The 24,497-nt window shown below is 38.6% G+C and carries 18 protein-coding genes; 3 read left to right on the top strand and 15 right to left on the bottom strand.

All coding sequences use genetic code 11. The annotated features are described in order from the left end of the window. Positions 1 to 206 precede the first annotated feature (206 nt). From IHV10_RS08050 to IHV10_RS08060, 3 genes are all read right to left on the bottom strand, one after another. Positions 207 to 10,619 (bottom strand): carboxypeptidase regulatory-like domain-containing protein, encoded by a 10,413-nt coding sequence (locus tag IHV10_RS08050; protein WP_197128081.1) that lies wholly within the window; start codon positions 10,617 to 10,619, stop codon positions 207 to 209. Positions 10,620 to 10,772: 153 nt separating this feature from the next. Further along, a complete protein-coding gene (locus IHV10_RS08055; protein ID WP_197128082.1) occupies positions 10,773 to 11,303 on the bottom strand; it encodes a GNAT family N-acetyltransferase in 531 nt (176 codons plus the stop codon). 26 nt (positions 11,304 to 11,329) lie between these two features. Next, on the bottom strand, positions 11,330 to 12,154 hold the full coding sequence (locus tag IHV10_RS08060) for an MBL fold metallo-hydrolase (protein ID WP_231619429.1): 825 nt from the start codon (positions 12,152 to 12,154) through the stop codon (positions 11,330 to 11,332). Positions 12,155 to 12,425: 271 nt separating this feature from the next. Here IHV10_RS08060 and IHV10_RS08065 point away from each other — a divergent pair, with 271 nt between their 5' ends. Beyond that, positions 12,426 to 13,505, top strand: coding sequence for a hypothetical protein (locus IHV10_RS08065; protein WP_197128084.1), 1,080 nt, complete (start codon positions 12,426 to 12,428; stop codon positions 13,503 to 13,505). Further along, on the top strand, positions 13,502 to 13,630 hold the full coding sequence (locus IHV10_RS22950) for a hypothetical protein (protein ID WP_255520074.1): 129 nt from the start codon (positions 13,502 to 13,504) through the stop codon (positions 13,628 to 13,630). The genes IHV10_RS08065 and IHV10_RS22950 overlap by 4 nt, the downstream gene beginning before the upstream one ends. Before the next feature lie 105 nt (positions 13,631 to 13,735). Here IHV10_RS22950 and IHV10_RS08070 read toward each other — a convergent pair whose 3' ends face one another. From IHV10_RS08070 to IHV10_RS08100, 7 genes are all read right to left on the bottom strand, one after another. Continuing rightward, complete coding sequence (locus IHV10_RS08070; RefSeq protein ID WP_197128251.1) at positions 13,736 to 14,209, bottom strand: GNAT family N-acetyltransferase; 474 nt, start codon at positions 14,207 to 14,209, stop codon at positions 13,736 to 13,738. A gap of 42 nt (positions 14,210 to 14,251) precedes the next feature. Further along, complete coding sequence (locus IHV10_RS08075; RefSeq protein WP_197128085.1) at positions 14,252 to 14,737, bottom strand: hypothetical protein; 486 nt, start codon at positions 14,735 to 14,737, stop codon at positions 14,252 to 14,254. Between the two features lie 25 nt (positions 14,738 to 14,762). After that, the gene (locus IHV10_RS08080; RefSeq protein WP_197128086.1) at positions 14,763 to 16,001 is read right to left on the bottom strand and encodes an ATP-binding protein; all 1,239 of its coding nucleotides are present in this window, start codon (positions 15,999 to 16,001) and stop codon (positions 14,763 to 14,765) included. A 160-nt stretch (positions 16,002 to 16,161) separates the two neighbouring features. Further along, a complete protein-coding gene (locus IHV10_RS08085; RefSeq protein ID WP_197128087.1) occupies positions 16,162 to 16,566 on the bottom strand; it encodes an NUDIX hydrolase in 405 nt (134 codons plus the stop codon). A 67-nt stretch (positions 16,567 to 16,633) separates the two neighbouring features. Continuing rightward, positions 16,634 to 16,948 (bottom strand): DMT family transporter, encoded by a 315-nt coding sequence (locus IHV10_RS08090; protein ID WP_231618149.1) that lies wholly within the window; start codon positions 16,946 to 16,948, stop codon positions 16,634 to 16,636. After that, positions 16,948 to 17,289, bottom strand: coding sequence for a DMT family transporter (locus IHV10_RS08095; RefSeq protein WP_197128088.1), 342 nt, complete (start codon positions 17,287 to 17,289; stop codon positions 16,948 to 16,950). Before IHV10_RS08095 ends, IHV10_RS08090 begins: the two co-directional genes overlap by 1 nt. After that, positions 17,289 to 17,876: a TetR/AcrR family transcriptional regulator gene (locus tag IHV10_RS08100; RefSeq protein ID WP_197128089.1), complete on the bottom strand. Its 588-nt coding sequence runs from the start codon at positions 17,874 to 17,876 to the stop codon at positions 17,289 to 17,291. The genes IHV10_RS08095 and IHV10_RS08100 overlap by 1 nt, the downstream gene beginning before the upstream one ends. A 152-nt stretch (positions 17,877 to 18,028) precedes the next feature. Here IHV10_RS08100 and IHV10_RS08105 point away from each other — a divergent pair, with 152 nt between their 5' ends. Continuing rightward, the gene (locus IHV10_RS08105; protein ID WP_197128090.1) at positions 18,029 to 19,210 is read left to right on the top strand and encodes an FtsW/RodA/SpoVE family cell cycle protein; all 1,182 of its coding nucleotides are present in this window, start codon (positions 18,029 to 18,031) and stop codon (positions 19,208 to 19,210) included. A 73-nt stretch (positions 19,211 to 19,283) separates the two neighbouring features. On the opposite strand, the gene IHV10_RS08110 is transcribed toward IHV10_RS08105, so the two are convergent. The 5 genes from IHV10_RS08110 to IHV10_RS08130 all read right to left on the bottom strand — a co-directional run bounded on the left by IHV10_RS08110 (position 19,284) and on the right by IHV10_RS08130 (position 24,305). Next, positions 19,284 to 20,441 (bottom strand): DUF418 domain-containing protein, encoded by a 1,158-nt coding sequence (locus tag IHV10_RS08110; protein WP_197128091.1) that lies wholly within the window; start codon positions 20,439 to 20,441, stop codon positions 19,284 to 19,286. A gap of 25 nt (positions 20,442 to 20,466) precedes the next feature. Next, positions 20,467 to 20,919 carry a helix-turn-helix domain-containing protein gene (locus IHV10_RS08115; protein WP_197128092.1) on the bottom strand — a complete coding sequence of 151 codons (453 nt, stop codon included), beginning with the start codon at positions 20,917 to 20,919 and terminating at the stop codon, positions 20,467 to 20,469. Between the two features lie 383 nt (positions 20,920 to 21,302). Continuing rightward, positions 21,303 to 21,440, bottom strand: coding sequence for a hypothetical protein (locus IHV10_RS08120; RefSeq protein WP_197128093.1), 138 nt, complete (start codon positions 21,438 to 21,440; stop codon positions 21,303 to 21,305). Then, positions 21,437 to 23,635, bottom strand: coding sequence for a histidine kinase dimerization/phospho-acceptor domain-containing protein (locus tag IHV10_RS08125; protein ID WP_197128094.1), 2,199 nt, complete (start codon positions 23,633 to 23,635; stop codon positions 21,437 to 21,439). Before IHV10_RS08125 ends, IHV10_RS08120 begins: the two co-directional genes overlap by 4 nt. After that, a complete protein-coding gene (locus tag IHV10_RS08130; protein ID WP_197128095.1) occupies positions 23,613 to 24,305 on the bottom strand; it encodes a response regulator transcription factor in 693 nt (230 codons plus the stop codon). Before IHV10_RS08130 ends, IHV10_RS08125 begins: the two co-directional genes overlap by 23 nt. Positions 24,306 to 24,497 lie beyond the last annotated feature (192 nt).

Below are 24,497 nucleotides of genomic sequence, written 5' to 3' on the forward strand. Positions count from 1 at the left end.
AAATGTGTAACTATCTACATATTTAGCGAATTTTGTCACAATATTTTGTTAATTTAAATATAGGGGTTGCATGACTGATGAATTCATCTATTTTAACTGAAGTGGTTATCCTATTTATAATTTTATCTTTTAAAAAAAAAAGGAACTCCACAAAAGGAAGTTCCCTCCTAAAACAATTTCATGTTGATAACTTACTTCATTTTAACTCAATCGATAAATCGGATTAAATCAATACAGGAAAGATCAAAAGTGATAAACCTTCTGATCGTTCCTTCTTGTACCTCTGCCTCATAAGAAAATGTAGCACAATTATTGTTTGAATCTATACGCTCTAAAGTAAATAGAGTTGGTGATGTTAAGCTGTCTAAAGATAACGGTTTACCTCCGATTAAAATTAAGAATTGTGCTTCACCAAACGGAGGAACCGGATCGGGAGTAGTTGAAATAAGTGAAATTGGAATAAGTAGTTCTTCCCCCTCTCGCACATTTACAGCCACCGAAAACGGTTCAAACCCGTTTGCAACAACACGCAGTTCATAAGAGCCAGAAGGAATGCCTGTTATTGAAAATACTCCTGCATCATTAGAGATTACTTCCCTAACCAAAACCCCTCTTAGATCAAACAACTGTATGACCGCTCCACTAACTGGCCGACCTGTTCGACGCTCAGATACTTGACCCGAAATATCTCCATCCGCTCCAGGACTTAAAGCAAAGTCAACACCTGTTAAACGCTCTCCCTCTGCAAGGGAAATAATGAGTGTTTCTTGCTGAAACCCTTGGGCATCCACTGTTATTACATATCTTCCTGAACCAAGATTACTAATGAAATACGTTCCATCATTACCCGTTCTCGCACTTCCTGCAAGAGCACCATTTTCATCAAATACATTTATTTCAGCATTTGGTAATGGTCCATTTCCTAAAATGATGACTGTACCCGTTATTGAAGCAGTTTGACGTTGACCAGGTAATGCAAAGTTCTGCTCTACAGTTGTATTAACAGGCAGTACCGATAGTCTGCTATCTGTACCATATCCTAATGCAGATGCTCGTAACGTATAAGATCCATTATTCAATCCAGGAATCGTGTAAAAACCGTCGATGTTTGTTAAGGCTACCGCTACTGGACGTCCATTGACTGCTAATGCATTAACTTCAGCATTTAGTAAACTCGCTTCAACTGGACCGCTTACTTGATCAAAGGTTTCTACAATCGCCCCTACAATCGGCAGTCCTGTATCTGCATCCGTAACAAAGCCGGTAAACAAACTTGGAACGGCAACTAGATTAAAGTTCACAACGCTTTGAACATTGGGAACAGCCGTAAAATCCAGTACGCTGCTTCTATAATCTGCATTGATGGCAGCAAGGCTAAAATCACCTGGTAGAAGACCTTCTATTAAATAATCTCCATCATTGTCAGTCTGTACCTCTGCAATCACAACACCGTTATTGTCCGCTAAACGAAGCAAGGTATTAACGAGAGGCTGTGAACCGCCAGCATTTCGAACCGTCCCTCTAACACTTGAAGTAACAGGTGCCAATTGAAGATCTGCGAAAGTCGTGTCTCCTGGGATAACTGAAATTTCGGCAGAGTCGTTTCCAAATCCTTGTTTAGTAGAAATAATCGTGTAGTTTCCGTTTCTCACTTGGCTAAAACGATATCTACCTTGTTCGTCAGTAAGCGTTGAGGCAACGACTGGTCCTGACGGGCTTATTAAACGAAGTTCAACACTAGCTCTAGCTATAAAAGAACCTGACCCTTCATTTGTAACGAAACCTTCTACACTGCCCGGTTCAAAAGCTAATGGTAAATTCGTAATCGTAGTCTCATTCGCTACAATAAAAACACTTAGTGAACGCTGTTCAAAACCGCGTGCACTCACGATCATTGTATAAATCCCAGGCAGTAAGTCCAATACTCTATAAGCACCATCTGACTGCGTTAGAACAGTTGTAACAACGGCTCGAGTGGCATCCAGAATTTGCACCACTGCCCCAGCAATTGAAACACCATTCGAATCGGAGATCGTTCCGATAAGATTACCTGTTTCCAAAGTAAGAGCAAGACTGACCTCTGTAGTGGCACCATTCACAATAATTCCGCCTTGCGAAAGACTTCCATAGCCCCCTTTAACAGTTGAAATAACTATCGCGCCTTCTTCCAAGTTCTGCTGAATAAATACACCGTTTTGGTCAGTTATACCCGAAGTAATAGGTATACCTGTTTCGTTAAAAATGTTCGTTTTAACTCCTGATATCGGATTGTTAGTCGCAGCATCAATGACCCTAATTGTAAGCGTACCTCCAAGAGCAATAAGTTGGAGATCAAGAGAAACCTCTTCTCCTCCGTTAACGGTTACAGCAAAAGTAGCAGCATTATAACCTTCAGTTGTAACAGTAACAAAATAATTACCTTCAGTGACTTCTGGAATAATATAGGTTCCGTTTGACTGTGCTAGAACGGTAGTTATTAAACTGTTATTGAGATCAAAAAGATTAATTTTAATACTTTGTTGAGTGATGAGATTTCCATCCTCATCTGTAACCGTTCCAAAAATACTGCCATAAAGACTTGATAAAAATAGATTCGTAGTTGTTACTATGTTACTGCTCACAACTGCTCCAACTGAAGATACAGCGTACCCTGAGAGATTTGCAGTCACTTGGTAAGAGTTTGGCTTTAAACTTCTAAAGGTAAAGCTTCCATTCTGTTCAGTAACGGTAGATGCGATAATAATATTGTTCAACAGGATGTTCATTACAACCCCTGGTAAAATAATTCCGCTTTCATCAGTAACGATACCTGTTATAGCTCCAGGATCAGGGATCAGATTTATTGAAACGTTTAGTGTCTCCCCTGGTGTAATGGTTATCCCTTCTGTTTCACTTTGGAAGTCAAGTGCCACAATCGTTAAGGCATAAGTTCCAACAGGTAGATTTCCAATAAAGAACGTCCCATCATCATTTGAGACAGCAGAGCCGATAACTGTTCCATTTACATCGATAACCTTAATACTTGCGCCACTTATTACATCACTCAGACCATTAACTATACCTGTTAGTACACCTGGGTTAGACAATAAGAAGCCATCAACTGTTGTAGTTGCATTCGCTTGAATCGTTGCTCCAGCTGAAAACGTATTATAGTTTGGTGTTGTCATCGATACGGTATATTGCCCTGGAGAAAGCCCGTTAATCACATACACACCTGCATTATTTGTCACTGCTCTGCCAGCAGGCTGAACACTCGTTCCAAAAAACAACTGAACGATCGCTCCAGCGTTCAATATACCTGTTTCTTGATCAATTATTGTTCCAGTTAGAATTCCTGGAAGTGCAGTGAGCTCAATATCAACAATTTGTGTTTGACCAGGATCCACCGAAAAGCCAACTGTATTAGTCTCATAATCCGGATTAGAAGTTCCTAACGAATAGATGCCTGATAAAAAGTTCTCGATTAAATACATTCCTTGATCATCTGTTTGAACTTCTGCTAGTTCTGCACCCGATTCATCAATTAACCTAATAACCGTATTGATAAGTGGAATCACAACGTCTTGAGCAGATATAGTAGTTGTTAAACTCTCATTTTGAATGATCCTTGCAGAAATCGTGCCTCGAACATTCGAGAGACTTGGTGTAAGAGCAAAGTTCTGGAATGTTGTTAAGCCATTTTCAATAAGAACTGTTCCTGTTGCCGTTCCAAAATTCTCTTTTGTAATGGTTAAAGTGTAAGTTCCAGCTGTTATCAATCCCGAGCTATAGTTTCCAGTACTATCTGTTAGAACCGTGTTGATTACAGGACCGAATGGTGAAATCGCCCTAATTTCAATAGAAGCTCCAATTAATGGATCACCTGTTGTTGAATTTCTTACGTTACCTGAGATGACTCCACCTTCTGGAATGAGGATAATGTCCACGACAGTTTCTTGGTCGGGTAAAACAACACCACTGCCAATTCCTGTTCCCGTTCCATTTCCTTTAGCAGTCACCGTATACTGGCCTTCAACCAGATTATCAACCTCGTAAGAGCCATTTCCATTCGTTATAACCGTTGAAATAGGTGTGTTTTTTCGATCTAATATCTGAACCGTGGTATTGCTAAGCGGTGCTCCACTGGGATTTTTTATCGTTCCAATGATTATGCCAGGATCCGGCTGCAGGTTAAGGGTTACATTTGATAGAGACAAAGAATTGATTATGACTCCAATGGACGCTGCACCATAGCCACTTGCTATTGCACGAATGTTTAGTGGACCAGTTTGAAGGTTACCTAGTCTAAAAAATCCGTTCTGGTCTGTTGTAATTGTTGCAACAAGAATCCCACTCACATCAGATACTTCAATGAAACTTCCTGATATCGGTAAACCTGTTACAACATCTTGAATAACGCCCTCTAAAGCACCACGATCTTCTGTAACCGGGACTATTAGATTTGTTGTTTCCCCGTTCACTACGATTGCACCTACTGTTGCTGTTTGATATCCGTCTGCTATTACGTTCACTTGATACGTTCCTGCTGATAAGTTCTGGAATGCAAAGCTCCCATCTGAGAGAGCGATCAGCGTCTGCAGCAATACACCACCATCATTGAGAAGTCGAATAGAGATTGTTCTATCTGAAATCGGATTTCCCGATTGATCAGTAACAGTTCCAACAATCGATCCTCCTACTTCCGACAATTCAAAAGATACCGCAGAAGTTTGATTCGGTAGAACAATAACACCGAGTTGATCCTGTACATAATAAGGTGAACTTGCAATAACAGTATACGTTCCAGGTGACAGAAGGATGGATGTAAAGCTACCCGCAGTGTCTGAATTAGTTGATATAATTGGAATTCCTTCCGGTGTAAGAATAGAAATGAGGATGCCTGGTAATCCTTCTCCCGTTTCTGCACTTACAACTGTCCCAAAGATCAATCCTCCTACCGGGGTTAAGATCACATTTAGACCCGTCAGCTGCTCTCCCGGCTGCAACGAAACTCCGGCAGTCGATGATGAATAATTTTCTACTCCAGCAATTACTGTATAAGACCCTTCTGGCAAGTTTCCGATAACATAGTTTCCTTCAAAATCTGTGATTCCGTTTCCGATTTCACTATCATTTTCATCAACCACTCTTACACTAGCATTCGATAAAGGTATTCCATTACCATCAGTTATGGTTCCTGAAATCGATGCTGGATCAGGCACTAAAGCGATCTGTACATTAGTTGTAGCATTCGAAGTTACGATTACACCTGTAGAGCGAATACTATAGTTTAGCTGAAAGGCGTTTAACGTATATGATCTTGGAGCCACGCCTTCTATTAAGAAGTCTCCTGCTGCACCTGTCGTTCTTCTTGCAATTGGTGTAACACCACTTGGTGCATACACTTCTACTTGTGCACCAACGAGTGGAGCAAGAGTTTGTTCATCGAGGATCACACCTGAAATTTGACCCGGTTCTGGAACTAAGCTTATATTAGCTGTTAGTGTCTCGCCTGGTCCGGCATTGATTGAAACTTGCCGTCTCTGGTAATCAGGGATAATAGCCGTAACTAGATATTGTCCTTCCGTAAAACCTAGTATTCTATAAAATCCGTTAGAGTCGGTATTAACAACTCGAACAGTAAAACCGTAAACATCTAAAAGCCTTACTGAAACATTAACTAACGGGTCACCAGAATCGGAAGTGATCGTCCCTTCCACTGTAGCTGGGAACGGTTCAAGTGCAAAATCAACAACTCTCGTATCGTTTGGAGGTACAAAAACAGAAGCACTCGATGATCCATAGCCGTCGTCAGTAAAAGCAACTATTGTATAAGGGCCAGAATACACACCTTGAGTTACATAATTGCCTTGCTGATCCGTTACAGTATTCGCAATAACTGGGCCAGTTGGTGATAAATAACGGACTTGAACCATGACTTGAGAAATCGGAATCCCTGTTACGGCGTCTGTGATAGTTCCCGAAACAGTCCCAGGTTCAGGAGTTAAAATAAAGCTCAAGGAAGTTGTTTCATCAGGTAAAACGGTAAATGTTGCACTCTGACTCGAATAACCATCAGCACTAACGATTGCACGATACGTGTCAGGTGACAGATTGGCAAATATAAATTGACCGAAACTATCCGAGACTCCTTTTCGTTCTAGTGGCTTTCCTGAAGATGAAACGATAATGATGGCATTGGATAATGGATCTCCCGTTAACTGATTTGTGACATACCCTGTAACCGCTCCTGGGTTTTGAGTTAATGAAACCGCAATGTTAAACCCAGTGATAGGCACAGTAACCGTAATAATCTCATTTCCATAGTTCACTGCGTTAACATTTAACAGATAAATTCCCGGTGCAATCGAGTCGAACGTGAATGTGCCATCGATACCTGGATACTGCTTTGCCACAAACATGCCCGTATTATTTGTTAAAGTAACAGAAACGGCAGTACCACTGATCGGATTTCCAGTTGCAGAATCTGCTATGGATCCTGTTAGAGTTGTAAGAATTTGCGATAACGGTATTGTAATACTGCTTACTGCACTGCTGTTGACAATAACAGCTGTCATATTTGGAGAATAACCGTCAAATTCTGCACTTACAAAATATGTGCCAATCGACAGTTCAGGAATTTGAAACGAACCATCAGTGTGTGCAATTAAAGCTTGCAGCAATTCACCGTTAGCTCCAAACAATTTTAATTGAATATTGTCTCCAGACAGCGGATTTCCATCTCCGTCAGTGACTTGCCCTGAAATGCTTCCTACAGTACTTGTTAATTGAATATCAGCTCCCGCAGTCTCATCACTTTGTACGATCACACCTGTAATTTCTGTAGAGTAGTTTTGTGCAGATGAAGTAACAGCATAGGAACCTGGAACAAAATTCCGTAGCAAAAAGTTGCCGAATTGATCAGTTGTTGAGAAGCGAACCAAAATTCCAAGACTATCACGCACAAGTATGGCCGCACCTGGAATTGGTGCACCTGATATTAAATCTGAAACCGTTCCAGAGATAGAACCACGGATCGTCACTAACTCAAAATTCAGCGCTGTGATGTCCTGACCTGGGGCAACCGCAACGTTCCCAGTCGCGTTTGCATAGCCCCCTGCTCGTATGACGACTGCATAAGAACCTGCCGGAATATTGCTGAGCGTGTAATTTCCATCAGCATCTGTTGTTCCATTTCCAATAGGTGTTTCATTTACATCAAGAAGAGAAACGGTACCGTTAGCTATCGGCGTACCAAGATCAGAAATTAACGTACCTGAAACAGTTCCAGGATTCGGTTGAATCGATAAAGAGATGTTCGTTGTTTGACCAGAAACAACAAAGGCTCCCGTACTTCCAACTGAATAATTTAGTGCAACAGCTTTTACAATATAGTTACCAGGAGCCAAACTCTGAAACAAAAAGTTTCCTTCCGGAGTGGCTGCAACTGTGTTTACGAACTGGTTATCCATTGTGTACAGCTGAAGCACAAGTCCGTCAGCGGCTGGAGCTACTGTTCCTGTAATGGTCCCAGGATTAGGTTGAAGTTCAAAGTTAACAAACTTATTTAATCCAGCGGGAACAACTACACCTATGATCCTGGTTTCATATCCTTCTGCAACTGCAGTAAGAGAATAAACTCCTCCAGGCAATCCAAGCGAAATGAACGTTCCATCCGCACTCGTTAAGGCTGAATCAACAAATGCTCCTAGTGTGTTGCTGATATTAATAGTTGCACCAACAACCGGCTGACCTGAAAGAGAATCGATTAATCTGCCTGAAACAAACCCCGGAGACGGAACAAGGCTAATCGTGATAGAAGAAACGTTTCCAGGTGATAACGTAACTGATGCAGAAGAAGTTTGGAAACTTTCTGCAGCAACGATGACTGTATATGTGCTCGGCATTAAATCTTCAACAATGAACACACCATCATTGTCTGAAAAAGTTGTATTTATGATAAGACCGTTAGCATTAAGCAGCTGTACTTCTACGGAAGCACCTGCAAGAGGATCTCCAGTCTCACTATTAATAACCGTTCCCGAGATAGAAGAAGGGTTTGGCATTAATGAGAAATTAACAACAGAAGTCACACCAGCTGTAATGATTGCTCCACTTAAGTTTGTTTGATAATCAATAATATTTGCTGTAACAACATAGCTTCCAGGGAGCAATTCACCAATCACATAATTTCCATTTGTATCTGTTACAGCTCTAGAGATAAGCACATCAGAATCTGCATTTTTCACAAGTATGACTGCACCTGGAAGAATGTTTCCTTCATTATCCAGTACACTTCCTGAAAGTAAACCAAAAATAGGCTGAAGTTCTGTACTGATCGCTGTTGTTTCATTATCCTGAATAACAGCACCAAGCGTAACCGGTGAAAACCCGTCTGCCCCAACAATAACGGTATATCGATCTGGTGCTAACCCACTTATCGTATAATTTCCATTGCTGTCAGTAATGGTCTTCGCTACCACGATGTTATTGAGAACGACATCCACTGAAGCACCACTAATTGTACTTCCACCTGAAGAAACATTACCTGTAAGAACACCTGCTAGTCTTCTAAGTGTGACATCTACCGTTGTAGTTTGATCAGACTGAACATACGTACCGATCGTTTTTGTACCATGACCATCAGAAGAAAAGGTGATTACATACGTACCGGGAGCTAGAGAATCGACTGAGAATTGTCCGTTTACATCAGTTGTTACAGAGGCATCCGTAATCCCAGAGCTGTTTACAACTTTTAGACTTGCACCTGGAAGTGGAGCACCGCTATCTTCATCAATCACTGTTCCGATGATTGAACCTGGATTTGCTAATAGATTCACATCTACTACCACAGTTTGACCGGCACTCACCGAGAAACCGACAACAAATGTTTGAAAAGCAGGTGCACTCACGCGTAATCTGTAAGAACCTGGTGCAAGACGATTTATTGTGTACTGTCCTGCCCCATCCGTCGTTGCGGTTGCCACGGCAATCCCTGTACCGCTAAGAGCTTCAACTATTGCACCAGCTATAGGTCCTCCACTTCCTGTTATCGTTCCACTTACCGTTCCAGGATTCGGCTGCAGTACAAAGTTTGCTGTCGTTGTCTGATTAGATGGCACATTTTGCCCAATTGTTGCAGCCTGAAAATTATTAGCAGAGACCGTGAGTGTATAATGCCCTGGGATTACAGCTCCAAATGTATAAGCTCCTGTTGGAGAAGTTGTTACACTTGCAATAACTGTACCAAGGTTATCTGATAACAAGACGGTCGCTCCACTAACAGCAGAACCTGTGTTTGAGGTAACCGTTCCTTGAAGAATTCCTGGAATAGCTATGAGGACAGGATTGATGACCGTTATCGTGCCAGATTGAATAACCACCGATTGCGCCAAGCTCGTGTAATTTGCTTTTGAGAATTCAATCGTATAAGTACCTGGTGCTATATTCGTAAGACTATACTTTCCGAATAGATCTGTTTGCGTAACGGCCACTGGTGTTTGACCCATTAAAAGTCTTACAGTTGCAGCATTTACTGGCTGAGCGTTTGAACTATCCAATAACGTACCTGCAGCTCCACCTGTTGCTTGAACATTCACGGAAATAGAAGCAGAAGCAGGGGTAAGATCTCCTCCAGTAAAGCTATCAATACCTGTTGCCCGTACTGTATTAAGTGCTTTCGTTCCTGCTGTATAAAAGATTCCGTTCTGTGTAAACTGAAGAGTCGCACTAGCGCCAGGAGCGATATTACCAACGGACCACGTAAGTGTTTTCGTTGAAGAGTTGTATGCTGTTGTCCCTTGCGAAACACTAAGAACTGAAAAGAGTGACACCTCATCTAATGAAACGATATCCGTAACATTGAGGATATTTGCAGCACTTTTTCCTGTATTCGATAAAGTAATTCTTCCCGTCCACTCCCCAACCTGACCGGCTAGAGGTGATTGTGGTCCTGAAAGCAGTACTTTTGAAACCTGCAGGTTAGCTCGGACATTTCCCGAATTTATTGTAACTGGATTGGAAAATGCATTTTGAAATTGAAACTCTTCTGAATCACGTAGAGAGTCTTTATTGTAGTTGTTGTTATTTGAAGCAGTAAACGCGACCATCCGTACAGAACTTTGAGCAGTAATACCGAGCAATGAGAAAAATGTAGAAGCTGGAACTAGAAAATCGATAAAATAGTTTTGTGTATTATCCAATGTAGAGTCAGCCTGAACGACCCGTGCGACGTCAAAATTGATGATGGACCGAGAATAGTTTGGGTTCCCTTTACCATCCGTCCCTTCTGCAGGATCACTCCAAGAGTTGACTTGTTTAGTTGTGTTCTGAACCAAATTCACTCTTTTGTTTAAACCATTAACTGCAAGCAGCCAGTCATAAGTCCCCGCTACGCCGGTCGTATTTAACAAAACACCCCATGCAAAGTTTGCAAAAGCGGTCTTGGCGCTATTTCTTGGATCTGATCGTACACGCATTCTAAAGTACACATTGATTTCATCATAAGCGAAGTAAAAGGAAGGAAAACTGGCATTCCCTACGATATCTGTTCCTGCAGGAGAAATATCACGTATCACATCTGCATAAGGAACACCGCCTACAGTAATGGCTGTAAACTGACTATTTGTGGGAAAAGACATCCCAACACCTCCGGCGAAAAATTAACATCGATTTAATATACGCGGAGAAACCTTGCAATGATTACCATTTTTTTCTATAGCGTAGCTTCACACGAAAAAAGAAGCTATTCAAAGAATCAGCTTCTCATTGTTTTAGATTGGATTCATATCACATTATTTAACTAACTTATACATCAACACATCATCCACATACTCGTCGTTACTAAACTTGAACTCTCTTACTTTTCGCCCTTCCTCTATGAATCCAAGTTTTTTATACAATTCTATTGCCCTAGTATTGGTAGAGAACGTCCCTAACGTAACCTTTTCAATGACCGGATGTTTTTCGGCCCAAGATAATAGCTCGTGAATCATTAGCTTGCCAATCCCTTTATTTCTAAATTCTTTACGAAGCATGATGGCAAAAGAGCCAGTGTGGTGCATTCTCATTCTTTCTTGTGACCTAAATACGATCCATCCGACCACATTGTTTTCATATTCTGCCACAAGCATCGTCTCACGTTCATGCTCAAGAATGCTTCGTATCCATTCTTCATGATCTTCTTTCGCCTTATTAAATTCTTTTGATACCGCAATAAAATAATTCTGTTCAGAAATCACTTCACTTTGAATCTGAAGAATAGCTTCTGCATCCTCAACCCGGACAATCCTGATGTTTGATTTCATTTCTTGTTTAGTCGACATCGTGTTAACCTCTTTTTCTTAAATAATTATGAGTTGACGACATGATTCTCATTCATGATGGAATGAACAATATGGATAGAATCCCACTCACCGCGAGAAAATTTGATGATAGGGAATCTTCTAGGAAACAGTTTTTGACGAATTTCTTCAGGGCTATCCCCTTTATGATGTAATGTTAATACTTGATTCTGTATACCTAATAGGTAGTCGAGCTTTCGTTGTAGTGCCCTTCTTCCGTCTTGAATAAAACCTGCATGATTACAAAACACTTCCTGAAAATCATATGTTAAAACACGTTCCAGTGATTGAATAATGGAAGGAATGCTTTCTTCTTCGAGAACCACTTTAGTCTTTTCCATTACATATAGGTCACCTGTGAAAAGCTGCCCTGTCTCACGGTTAAGAAATGCATGATGATCCTTTGCATGACCAGGAGTAGGTATTACATCCCAACGTGCATTCCTAGATTGAAATTCACTTGGCATCATTTGCGCATGAAATGGTTTTCTTCTTCCCCAAAAGAACTGCCTATATATGGGGTAATGTGCTCGTTTACCGCAATAATCAATTGTTTTTTCATCTAAATAGATTGGGACTTTCTTCGTTTTTTCAATATAACTAGCACAGCCTGTATGATCTTCGTGAAAGTGCGTTATGAATACGTGATCGAAATCAGCTTGATCAATAAAAGGTTTGAAGTATTGATGTAAAGATTGCGCGCCAGTATCAATTAATACGCCATCAACAAGAAAACTATATACATTCAGAGAGACGCCTTGAAAACGCACCTGTCCATTTAGATAAGTAACATTGTGAATTTTTCCAGATTGAGATGATTTTTTTAAAAACAAAGCTTCCAACTCCTCGCTACTCTCTTTTTCTCTCGTTACCATTTAGCCTCTATGAACTTTAATTCCATAAAAACCATTATAGTCCTTCCACCCTCATAATCATGTTTTCATTAAACGAAACAATAAGGTATCCACTACAGTGTCAGATTATTGGGAAAATTGATGAAAAAGTTGTCACTTAATGCTACCCTCTAGCACGGAATTTTCCCAAGTTTTATTTTTCCATTTTATGTTAGATTTAAATTACAAGTCTTATAGAAAGGAGTTTTCCATGAACGTCGGAACTAGAGAGCCCATCACACAGTCACTCGAGCGGTGGCATACAGCCATTCGGACAAATCACATACAACAATCAGAGAGTATACATAACGAGATTAAGAGTGAGATCTCACAGATCAAAGACCCGTCTACACAATTGTATTATCAATTGTTAAACAGCCGTTACTTGATTCTGAAGAAAGAGCTAACTTCTGCACACGCGATTTTAGATACGCTAAATGATGTTCATTTAAATCGAACAGATATTTTTGGGTACTATATGAACTTAATTACCGGAATGCTATTAACAGCTGAAGGAAATTATGAAGTAGCAGAATTGCGTTTTATCAGGGCATTTAACTTATTAAATGTATTAAGCAGCATGACGGATGATATCGTGCGAGCAGACTTTTATCATAAAGCTGCCGTTCTGTATTATCACATTCGTCAGCCACTCACTGCTCTGGATTATGCGAACGAAGCTTTAAAAACATTATCTGAAGCGGAAGATTTCGAACTGCTTCAATCCGGTTGTGAAAATATTCTGGGTCTTGCTTCTCTATCTTTGAAACAATACGGGAAAGCAGAAGAACATTTTCTGTGCGCACTTGATCTCGCTAAACGCATTGATCAGTCATATACTTCACTGATCAAATACAATATTGGTTATCTGTATGCTGAACAAAACATGTCCGAACTGGCAGTACGCTATTTGTTAGAGGTATTTGAAGAAGAAGAAGCCTTTTATAAGACACACTTCTTATTGTCTCGAGAATTCTATCGATTGAATAATGAAGAAAAAGCGATACCTTTCTACAATAAAGGAATCGAGCTCGCGAATGAAGAATATTTGCATCACTTCAAAATTCTGAACGCCTTAAATCAGGCAACAGATATAAACGAGCTTGAACGAACTGTTAAAGAAGGAAATGACTATTTTAAACAACACGAACTCTTTGGTTTCGTAGAAGATTATGCTGGAGAACTTGCACAGGTCTTCTTCAACAAAGAGAACCACAATAAAGCTAGTTATTATTTTAAAGAGTCTTACGAAGCAAAACGCGCTTTACAAAAAAAGGAGGCACTAAAATGAAAAAATTCGCTGCAGGTATTATCATCACTTCACTAGCACTTACGGCTGTATTTGTTGGACTATCCACAAATTCAGTTGAGCAAGCAGAGCATGGCAGAACGTTCTCTCTTTCTCAAAAATTATAAAACAAGCTGTTAACAAAAAAACGATCAGAGGTTTTCTGATCGTTTTTTTGTGTTGCCGAAATGGGAATGAAAAGCATCTTAATTCAAAACCCTAGAGTAGTTCAATCACTTAAGATTTTTAGTCATTTTAAAATTAATTAAGGAAACACCTTTGCGGACTACACTTTGAGGACAAACTACTTGGTAGCCTAGCTGTTCAAAGAAAGGTTTAGCTGTAATACTGGCATAAGTATCCAAACACACTAAATCTAATTTCCTTGCTTCAAATTCTATCAAATTAACTAATGTCGTAGCTATACCTTGCCGTTGGTAATGCTTATGAACATACAGTCTATCTAAATGTCCACTATATGTTAAATCGCAAAAGCCAACAATTTTATCCTTATTCTTAGCTACAAAAGTTATGTTTTGACTCAATGATTCCTTCCACGATTCCACTTTAGATTCTAATTCATCAAAGGATACCCAAGCATACAACTCTAGTGAAGAATAATCTTTGGCATTTACGGTATGTACAGTTTCATAAAACAGATTGATGATCTCCTCTGTATCAGTTTCCTTGTATTTTACAATTTTCAATTTCATCTACACACCTCTGTGGGGTAAACGTTATTCCTTTATTCACAATTCCTTAATCCAAACCGTTCCCATAGTGCCGATCCATGTAAGGAAAGGTATGGATAGACTTATTAACGCATGATACCATTTAATTTCTTTATTTCTTTTTCTTAATATCCTATCAGTAATAAAATACAAGACAGCGGCCATTAGACTATACCAAAGCAAGATTAACCCGAAAATCATATGCAATGCGCCAGAAATAATGAGTTCTGCGTTTTTATTTTCAGATTTAGTTGAAATAAATTCACCAACTTTATCACTAATTACAGAAGTTATTACACCATAGATTAATATCGCGGGAAAACTATACATCATATAAACAGGGATTATTCCAATACTAGCAAATACATAACTTAGAACTGAATTGAATGATTCATCTCCAAAGGGATTAGGCATAGAGAACCCTAGAATGCTGGCATAAATCGTACCTGATAAAGAAGCCGCTACTAATTTTCTTTGTAAAATAACTTTTGTCTCCTCTTCCATTCATTGAATTTTTTACTGCGCAACATCACTTAGATGGTAGTTTAATCGTAAATGTTGTTCCTTTTTTCAACTCGCTATGAATCGTAATTTTTCCTCCCATCTGTTTTACAATTTGGTGGCATACAGTTAAACCCAGTCCTGTTCCTTTTTCTTTAGTAGAGTAATACGGACTGCCTAGTTTTTTTAATTGTTCTTTAGACATGCCTACGCCATTATCTTTAATTTCGATACAAACAAAATTGTTTATATCTTTATAGGCCAATATCCTGATTTCGCCTTTCGACTTAATTGCTTCAATAGCATTCTTGATGATGTTGATCAAGACTTGTTGAATCTCCAATTTAAGTCCTTCGATTTTAAGAGAGGATTCTACGTGTTGTGCAATATGTATACTGTTCAAAATGGCATAAGAGTGCATCACATCAATTGATTGTTGAATAGTTAATGTGAGATCGATGGTTTCATATTGATCTGTTTGAGGTTTAGCCAACGCCAAATACTGATTGATAATTTCCTGTGCCCGATCCAATTCTTCAATCGAGATACTTATGTACATCTGCTGTTCCTTCGTTAAATCTTCTTTTTGCATGAGTTGCATAAACCCTCGTACGGAAGTCATGGGGTTTCTAATTTCGTGAGCAACTGAAGCAGCAAGCTGACTGACGACATTCATTTTTTCGGTTCGAAGAAGCTCTTGTCTCAATTCCATCTGCTCTTTCATATTCTCAATTAAGTGCACGACTGCAATTAACGTTGCCAATACGATAAGGGAAGAACTCAACTCGAAAAAGAGTTCCTGCTCATCCCCGTTTATAAGTAGTGAGATTCCTCTAGTAATGGGTATCAATGAATAGAATAAACTAATTACGGTAACCTTGCCTTTGATACCGTAGCGATGAAAAAGCTTTGTAATGGGCAATAACAATAAGCAGAGCACCATGTAGTTTCCAAGCAAAATAGCTAGATTCTGATCAGTGAAGTAACCCACCATAAGAAGTGCTAAAAGACTCGAAAACCCCACCCTTTTTCCTCCGTATAAGAAGGACAAAATAATAGCAACCGATTTAAAGTCGTACTTATAGATTTCAGAATAAACGACTGGCTGACTCATCGTGAAAACTAAAATGATCAGCATAAGCAGAAAGAACTTCGAAGTAATTCGTTTTCGTTCGTCATCTCTTTCATTAAAAAACACTTGATAAATAAGGATGGTAAAAAGGATAAAGACCACGTGTAAGCACATGCTTTGGATAGACTCTAACATTCTGTTCCCTACTTCCTAGATTTACCTGTCTTACATGATTTTCGACAACTTTTAAGCATATCCTTGTCAAAAAGACAAACTTACTAGGTATTAGTATCTATTACTTCATAATAAAAAGCACTTCTCCCGCTAAGAAGAAATGCTCTAATAATCATCAGCATTAGAAAGCCCTACTGTATACCTGCCCCTTAAAACGCATTGCGTCCTCAGCTCGAACTCGCTGACTCTCACTTAATTCTGTTAGATCGGCCCATCTTAGGGCAGAGTGTTCGGAGCTAAGAACGATCTCGTCATCATCTGAAATCATACATCGGAATATTGCTGCATGTGTGTTAATTGAACGGTGATAATACAAACCTGTTAAAACAGGATCGATTACATTAATCCCAAGCTCTTCTCTACACTCACGAAACAATGCCTGATGTATCGTTTCACCAGGGTCGACAGCACCTCCAGGCAAACTCCAACCTTTGTTACCGTAAGTTCGTTTTAACAAAAGCACCTTATTCTCTGCATTAAATACCATAGCATGAGAACCAAATCGAAACGTATCATGAATTCCCAAGGTAATCCCTCTTCTACTTAAAATGTATAGCGAGTTATATTCTACTTAAGAACATAGATATCCTTCCTTAGCTTATCAGTTTAAGTCCAACTGCGGCACTGAGTACCATTGCCATAAAAAGAATTCTTAATCCATTTTTTGATTCACCATAAAACAAAATTCCTACGAGTCCAGAACCTACCGTACCGATTCCTGTCCAGATTGCATACGCTGTACCCATAGGCAAAGATTGCATAGCGAGACTCAACAGAAGAAAACTACTGCTGAACCCTAGAACAAGAACAAGAAAAGATACGATGTTTCTCTTCTTAGCAACAAGGTTCATGCCTGTTACACCAACTACTTCAAATAGACCTGCAAACACCAGAAAGATCCAGCCCATTATTGAACCCCTCCTTCTGATTTTGGTTTTCCAGTTACCAATTTAAGTCCCATAACTCCTGCAAGTAGAACAAGAATGAGTATAATTTTTAACATTTTAAAAGGTTCACCGAATACAAGCATCTCCATCAAAACAGTTCCACTTGCTCCTAATCCCGTGAATACGGCGTAAACTGTACCTACAGGAAGATGTTTGGTTGCTAAGATGAGTAGCGAAAAGGAAAAAATAATAGCGATCGTTGTTCCCGTCCACGTCACAAAATCATAAGAATGCTTTAAACCGATTACCCAACACACTTCAAACACTGAACCTAAAAGGACATAGCCCCATGAACGATTCATTACAATTCACCACTTTCATTACAAATACCCCGCCAGAAAACAAGCCACGACTGTGTAGACCTTTTTTGAAGACGCTCTGGAATTCCATAGATCAACTCAACAAGGAGTCCATCTAACATCGTCAAAAATGAAAGAGCCGCTGTTTCAGGTGTAATATCCACTCGTAACAGATCCGAATTCTGTTCAAACAACTCTGTAAACAAACTCTCTAAACGATCGACAAATTTGTTGCTTCCCATTTTAATGACTTCTTCATGCTTCACTGGTGGATAAAAAGAAGTTCTCATAAAAAATTTCATATTATTATTTTTCTCAAATCGCTCTAAATACTCCGTTAAAAATTTGGACAAAACTTCTCTTAATTGAAGAGATTCCTGATCTTCAATAAATTGTTTTACGAAATCGATTTCACAGTCTGTTGCTTCATGAAACGTTTGTATATAGAGATCATCCTTACTCTTAAAGTGAGTGTAGATCGATTGTTTTTTTATTCCCACTTCGTTTGCGATTACAGATAAAGAAGCACCTTCAAACCCTAGTTGGGCAAACTGAATAAGTGCTGTTTGTTTCAATTGATCATATGTCATTGTTTAATCACCTTCCGAACGGTCGTAAGGTAATCTTATCACACTATTTTTTTTAGTCAACATATCGAAATGACTTAATTTTGTATCAACCCATCCAAAATGTGGTATCATTATTTTTGGTAAAATAATGAAAACAGGAAGAAGTGCGGTACATGGAGACTCCAAAAAGTAAAACTTTTATAGATAAATTGGATTATGGAATTCTATTTATACTCTTCTTACTAGCAATTATTAGCTTTATGTTCATATATAGCGGCCAACAGTCTGGTCAATATAACGGTAATTTTGTTCCTAAACAGATTTTTTGGTACACCTTAAGTACCATTTTAATGCTAGCTATAGCGCGCTTAGATTTTGAGCAGCTTAAAAGAATGTCTTGGTATTTTTATGGCATCGTATTATTTTTTATTGTGATGTTAATTTTCGCACCGGAAAGTATAGCAAAACCGATCAACGGCTCAAAAGCGTGGTATCAATTACCTTTTCTTGGCTCTTTTCAGCCATCTGAATTTATGAAGATCGCTTTGATCTTAGTTCTTAGTAATATCGTCGAATCACATAATTATCAATATATTCAGCGAACGATACGATCTGATCTCTATCTCATCTACAAAATGGGATTAGCTAGTTTAGCTCCTATTATTTTTGTCGCCATCCAGCCCGATTCCGGAATGATCATGCTCTACCTATCCATCATTCTGTCCATCATCTTCATATCAGGTGTTAGCTGGAAGATTATTTTGGCCGTTATTTCACTGCCATCTATCGTCATATCAGCATTAATCGTCATCTATTTTAAATTTAATGACTTTTTTCAGACGAAACTGCTCGTCTTACTTCTTCCTCACCAACGAAGTAGAATAAACGGCTGGTTAAATCCATTTGAATACACAGACCAAGGTTATCAAACAAAACAGGCCATTACTGCGATCGGTTCAGGTTGGTATTCAGGTAAAGGATGGATGGAAGGGATCATGTATGTACCTGAAGCACATACAGACTTCATCTTTTCCATTATTGGCGAAGACACTGGTTTTCTAGGGACATCCATCGTAGTCAGTCTGTTTTTCTTATTAATCTACAAAATTGTGATATTAGGTGTGAAGTCAAACTATTCTTTTGGCGGATATATGTGTTCAGGGATAATTGGACTTCTTTCGTTCCAGATCTTTCAGAATGTGGGTATGAATATAGGGTTGTTGCCGGTAACAGGAGTCACCCTCCCGTTTTTAAGTTATGGAGGGAGTTCATTATTATCCAATATGATGTTAATGGGGATCGTACTCGGAGTAAGTGTGCAAACGAATCGTTATATGTTTGAGATTGATCAATAAGATATATAAACAACGACGACTAGATGAATTCTAGTCGTCGTTGTTTTTGAGATATTCTTCGTAATATTTGTTACTATCTGTAGACAAGATAGCGAATGAGGGTTTCAAGTGGTCCATTCAACTGAAATTTTTCCAAGAGAGAAGCCATGTATATACCCGTTAACCATATCAAAAAGGCAATCCCTGTCACACTAATGATACTTAATTCTCCTCCTAAACCAAAAGCGACTGGTGATAGTAAGAGCACTAATAACGTTTCATTCAAGACGTAAAATGTAAGCGAGCGTTTTCCCAGAGCAATGAGTGAATTTGTTAAGGGACCCGGCTTTTTAATTTGGCAGCCAAACAGCCCAAATAACGCTGCATATCCAAAACCACCTGCAATTCCTGTAATCATTTGAAAACCGTAAATGTTTCCTGCTGTAAATAAACTTGGTTTCCATACTTCATCAATCAGTACTAATGGGATCGAACCTAATAACGATATTGAGATTCCCACTAAAGTAATCATTTTTAATTCTCTTGTATATTTATGTGACTCTGTTAAAAATCGTTTTCTTCCCATCCAAATCCCTATAAGTACAGAAGGAAGGATTGGGAAAAGGAAATGAATAAGAACAGGAATAGTCGGGAAATTGAAGATAGTTTCCATAAACAACTGACTATATGACTGATTTGAAGAAAATTCATTGCCAAATCCGTAACTACCTATTTCCTTTAGGAAAAAGCCCCAAATGACCGGTATATAAAGTATAAAGACTATGGTCAAAGAAACAGTAACCTTTGCTAAGACCTTGTTATTATACATAAGTAGTTTACTAGTGAGTAGACCCGCAATTCCATAAGCCATTAAAATATCTTGCCCACCAACAACTACTGCTAATACGATTCCAAACAAGATTAAATATAATGAGCGTCTGTTAATCGTCTTCCTTGCTATGTTGGACGACTTTCCTTTCGATAATTGACTTTCGTACATCATGACCATTCCATAACCAAACAACACTGCAAATAATGGCCGTGCACGATTATCAATAAAAAGCTCACCTGCGGAATTAAAAATACTCTCAAGAGCACTCAAACTATCAGGACGACTCATGACTCCTGGGTTAGATTCATATAAGAATAAAGGAGCATGAGCCAACACGATCAATAAAAGCATGAACCCTCTTGCTACATCCAAGGAGATTGCTCTCTTTTTTTCCGTATTAGATTGGGTTTGTGTATTCATTTTTCCTAACCCTACTTTCTAATGTTTATTCCACCTTATATTTTTCTTTAACGATTCCGGATCCAATTCCTCCACCAACCATGAATAGCAAAGGTCCAAAGTTCCACAGAAATTTTCCTTCAGGCAATGAAAAATCTGCATTTGTAAATTTATTTATCCCTAGAAATCCTAGTTTAATGATTAACAAGGAAACACCGAGTAAGAACACAACATCAAACAGAAACTTTAATTTAGGATGAGCTAGTTGTTTACTATCTTTTATCACTTTCTCTTTTAGTTCTTCATCCGTTCTAAGTAATTCATCAATCGTTACTTCAAACAGATCACTTAGCTTAATGATAACTTCAATGCTGGGATAATTTTGTCCGTTCTCCCATTTAGAAACAGATTGTCTGCTCACAAACAGCTTTTCTGCTAATTCTTCCTGAGACCAGCCTCTCGCCTTCCTTACGCTTTTCAATTTCTCACCAAAAACCATCGATCGTAGCCACCTTTTTGTATGTATAAGCTCATTATTGTGAATTTATGGTCAAAAAGTAAAGATAACTTTAGTTGCATAGAGGCGCAACTCCTAGTTGCATAGTGAAATCTCCCCGTTTATGGCCAAAATGAGGTGAATATCGCAATCTTAATCCATACCACACGGGGTATATATACTCTTAATTCAAGAAGTTTTGGAAATAATTCTAGAAATTTCGGATATATTCCGGCGAGTTTTAGCCATAATTCAGCGAGTTTTTAACATATATCGGCGAGTCGACATATTCTGACAACAACGCACTTCTATAATACCCTCAAACCATTATGCGAACAAACAAAATAAAAAGCACTCCTCCCATTTGAAGAAGTGCTCCACACAACCTATTCACTTGTCTGCAGGATCTCAGTAACTTTAACGGTTTCTTTCAATTTAGGACTACCCGCGTTATCCGCAAATCCAAAAATACTAAACAACACAATCGTCATACCAAGTATGAATTTCTTGTTTATTTTCATCATTTCACCGCGTCCAGTTCAACTGTCGCTTTAAACAGATCACCATCAACGTCGATGTCCATACTGCCCTCATGAAGATCTACGATGGATTTTGCGATGGCGAGACCGAGGCCAGAGCCATCTGTATGACGTGATGTGTCTCCGCGTTTGAATCGTTCAAATAATTCTTCAAAGTTACCGCCTAGTTCGTACTTCGAGACATTCTTGAATGAAACGACGACCTTTTGATTTTCTTCTGTAACGGATATATATACTCTTGTATTGTCCATAGAATACTTTAAGACGTTGCCGATCAAATTCTCAAACACACGCCACATCTTTTGTCCGTCCACATTAGCAAAAATCGGGCCATTAGGAGTTGCTACTCTAAAAGTTAGTGACGATTCTTTAATGGTTTCACTGTATTCAGCCATGGCTTGTTGAAGCAACTGGACAATATCTACTTTATCTTTAATAAGTTCCAGATTCCCGCTTGCCATCTTAGATACTTCGAACAAATCATCAATCAAAACTTTTAGACGCTTCGACTTGCGATCTATAATTTCTAAATAAGCATTTTGATCCTCTTTTGTTACCTCTTGTGACTTTAAGAGTTCCGTATACGTAATGATTGATGTCAAAGGAGTTCTCAGGTCATGACTGACATTCGTAATCAGCTCCGTTTTGAGCCTCTCACTTTTTGCTTCAGCTCGTTTTGAAGTTTTCACACCGTGCTTGAGTAAGTTTAGGTTTCCAGCTAACATGGCTAATGCTGATTTTCCCTTGTGAGGAAGATCTTGTTCCATTTGTCCTGCCGCAAGCTCATTCGTGTGCTGGATGATTCTGTTAAAGAACCCGATTCTTTTAAAAAGGTAGATTAATACCGGTACAGTAAAGAATAAAAACAGAATGAAATAAACGATGAAAGCCGTGGGATGAAAGAATACGACTGCAGCACCGAAACCTGACAAGAAAATAACGATAAGTAGCAGCATAATTTGTATAGCAACACTTCTATTGTAAAAAGCGTCAGAAACTAATCGGTGAAACCATTGGGCTGACTTTGAGATAAACGCATCTCGATATAACTGTTTATTTCTCACATCACGGTAGATCCAAGTCGTTTGGATAAGAGTGATACTCAACATAAGCGCTGTGACCAGAAATTCGAATAGACCATCACTATACATGAATGAGAATACCAAATTATCGTAGTTTTGTGCGTTCATAACAATTGCCATGATTGCAAAAAACAAACTTAACAATAACAAACCTAACCGAATATCAATAGGTATTTTACGATAGATATTTACTTTTTCTGATGAAGTAACCATCTGTAGAGGATGAAGTCTTCTGCCCCATAAAAACACAAGAAATAGAATCACAATGCTGCAGATCGATATAATGTAAAACACCGTTTGTCTCTTCTCAAAATCATCTACTTGTTTTTGTAACCAACTTCCTTGTCCAGGAAGAGTAATTATGCCCTGAAGTGTTTTTGGCTTTTGAGGAAAATATTCGTAATGATATTCTATGAAAGTATCTAGGCCACTAATACGTAAGTTGCCGTTTTCAGATGATGATGAATACTCTCTAGTGAACAAATTTGTTTTACTCTTAAGATCTTTAGGGCCTTCTGCTGAAGAAAGATTAGTAAATACCTCTTTTGAGTTCATATCTACCATATAGTAGTTGAAACCCAAAAGGTTAGGATCATAATCAGAAATATAGCTTTGTCTTTCTCTAACAAGTGTCTCTACTTCCTTTTCTTTTTCCTTCACGATCTTAGCTTTGATATGATCGTCACTTTTGAAGTTCTCCATGATATCTTTAACTTTTGCATCTCTTTGTTCTTCATAAAGCTTAACAACATCATCGTTCTTAGCAGCCCTCGCTTCATCAATCTGGTCTTCATACTGACTTTTGATATCGGCTATTTGCTCTGATAGACTTCCATAGCGCATGCGATGTTCTTCAATCTCTTCTTTAGAAACTTTTATATTGTCCTTAAGCTCATCTTCAGATAGATAATTGATTTCAGAAATACTTATATAATTGATAAATTCCTCAAATTGTGAGTTGAATTCTTCTGTATGAAAATAATCCTTTTTAAAATACCAATGACCATTTTCTAAGATCGAAACGATTCCACTTAACCCAAAAGTCAACAATATGATCCAAACAACCCACTTGCTTCTATTTTTCCATTTTGTATCCAATTCCCCATACCACCTTTAAATATCTAGGATTTTTCGGATCGATCTCAATCTTTTCTCTAATCTTTCGGATATGAACAGCCACTGTGTTTTCAGCATTGTAACTGGGTTCTTTCCAAACTCGCTCATATATGTCATTAATGGAAAAAACTCTTCCAGGGTAAGACATGAGCAACTCCACAATCTTGTATTCGATCGGAGTTAATTTTACTGAGTCCCCGTTTATGGCGACTTCCTTTGCTTCCTTATCAAGTGTCAAACCGTTCAGATTAACTAGATTTGTCTTTCCCTCATATGTACCAAGAGTCACGTAACGCCGTAGCTGAGATTTAACACGAGCGATCAGCTCTAAAGGATTGAACGGCTTTGTCACATAATCATCTGCACCGATCTGCAGTCCTAGTACTTTATCTGTATCTTCACTCTTTGCACTTAAGATAATAATCGGTATGTTTTTTTGTTCTCTAATTTTAAAGGTAGTCGAGATACCATCTAATTTTGGCATCATAATGTCCATGACGATAAGATGGATCGGATGTTCGTCTAATTTCTCTATTGCTTCAATGCCATCTCCAGCTTGAACAACTGTTATTCCTTCATTTTTCAGATAGATCTCTATCGCATCACGTATTTCTTTTTCATCATCAACAACAAGTACGTTAAAATCATTCATATTCTCACACTCCCTTCTGCATTATAGCATGGCATATATTTGAAATTATCTTTATTCTACACAGCAATCCTTTACATTTAGTTAGCAAAAATCTTAAGACTTTCTTAAGACTCATAATGTTCCATAATTCAAAAGATAGGCAAACAAAAAAGCGCAAATCTATTTAAAGAAATGCACTCTCTTTTAAAACAC

It is taken from the genome of Fictibacillus sp. 5RED26 (genome assembly GCF_015903895.1).
Lineage (GTDB): Bacteria > Bacillota > Bacilli > Bacillales > Fictibacillaceae > Fictibacillus > Fictibacillus phosphorivorans.

Bases quoted from the DNA above. Each gene is read 5' to 3' on its own strand.
- IHV10_RS08075 (WP_197128085.1), bottom strand. From the start codon at position 14,737: ATGGAAGAGGAGACAAAAGTTATTTTACAAAGAAAATTAGTAGCGGCT.
- IHV10_RS08065 (WP_197128084.1), top strand. From the start codon at position 12,426: ATGAACGTCGGAACTAGAGAGCCCATCACACAGTCACTCGAGCGGTGG.
- IHV10_RS08080 (WP_197128086.1), bottom strand. From the start codon at position 16,001: ATGTTAGAGTCTATCCAAAGCATGTGCTTACACGTGGTCTTTATCCTT.
- IHV10_RS08110 (WP_197128091.1), bottom strand. From the start codon at position 20,441: ATGAATACACAAACCCAATCTAATACGGAAAAAAAGAGAGCAATCTCC.
- IHV10_RS08100 (WP_197128089.1), bottom strand. From the start codon at position 17,876: ATGACATATGATCAATTGAAACAAACAGCACTTATTCAGTTTGCCCAA.
- IHV10_RS08105 (WP_197128090.1), top strand. From the start codon at position 18,029: ATGGAGACTCCAAAAAGTAAAACTTTTATAGATAAATTGGATTATGGA.
- IHV10_RS08050 (WP_197128081.1), bottom strand. From the start codon at position 10,619: ATGTCTTTTCCCACAAATAGTCAGTTTACAGCCATTACTGTAGGCGGT.
- IHV10_RS22950 (WP_255520074.1), top strand. From the start codon at position 13,502: ATGAAAAAATTCGCTGCAGGTATTATCATCACTTCACTAGCACTTACG.
- IHV10_RS08090 (WP_231618149.1), bottom strand. From the start codon at position 16,948: ATGGGCTGGATCTTTCTGGTGTTTGCAGGTCTATTTGAAGTAGTTGGT.
- IHV10_RS08130 (WP_197128095.1), bottom strand. From the start codon at position 24,305: ATGAATGATTTTAACGTACTTGTTGTTGATGATGAAAAAGAAATACGT.
- IHV10_RS08055 (WP_197128082.1), bottom strand. From the start codon at position 11,303: ATGTCGACTAAACAAGAAATGAAATCAAACATCAGGATTGTCCGGGTT.
- IHV10_RS08120 (WP_197128093.1), bottom strand. From the start codon at position 21,440: ATGATGAAAATAAACAAGAAATTCATACTTGGTATGACGATTGTGTTG.
- IHV10_RS08095 (WP_197128088.1), bottom strand. From the start codon at position 17,289: ATGAATCGTTCATGGGGCTATGTCCTTTTAGGTTCAGTGTTTGAAGTG.
- IHV10_RS08115 (WP_197128092.1), bottom strand. From the start codon at position 20,919: ATGGTTTTTGGTGAGAAATTGAAAAGCGTAAGGAAGGCGAGAGGCTGG.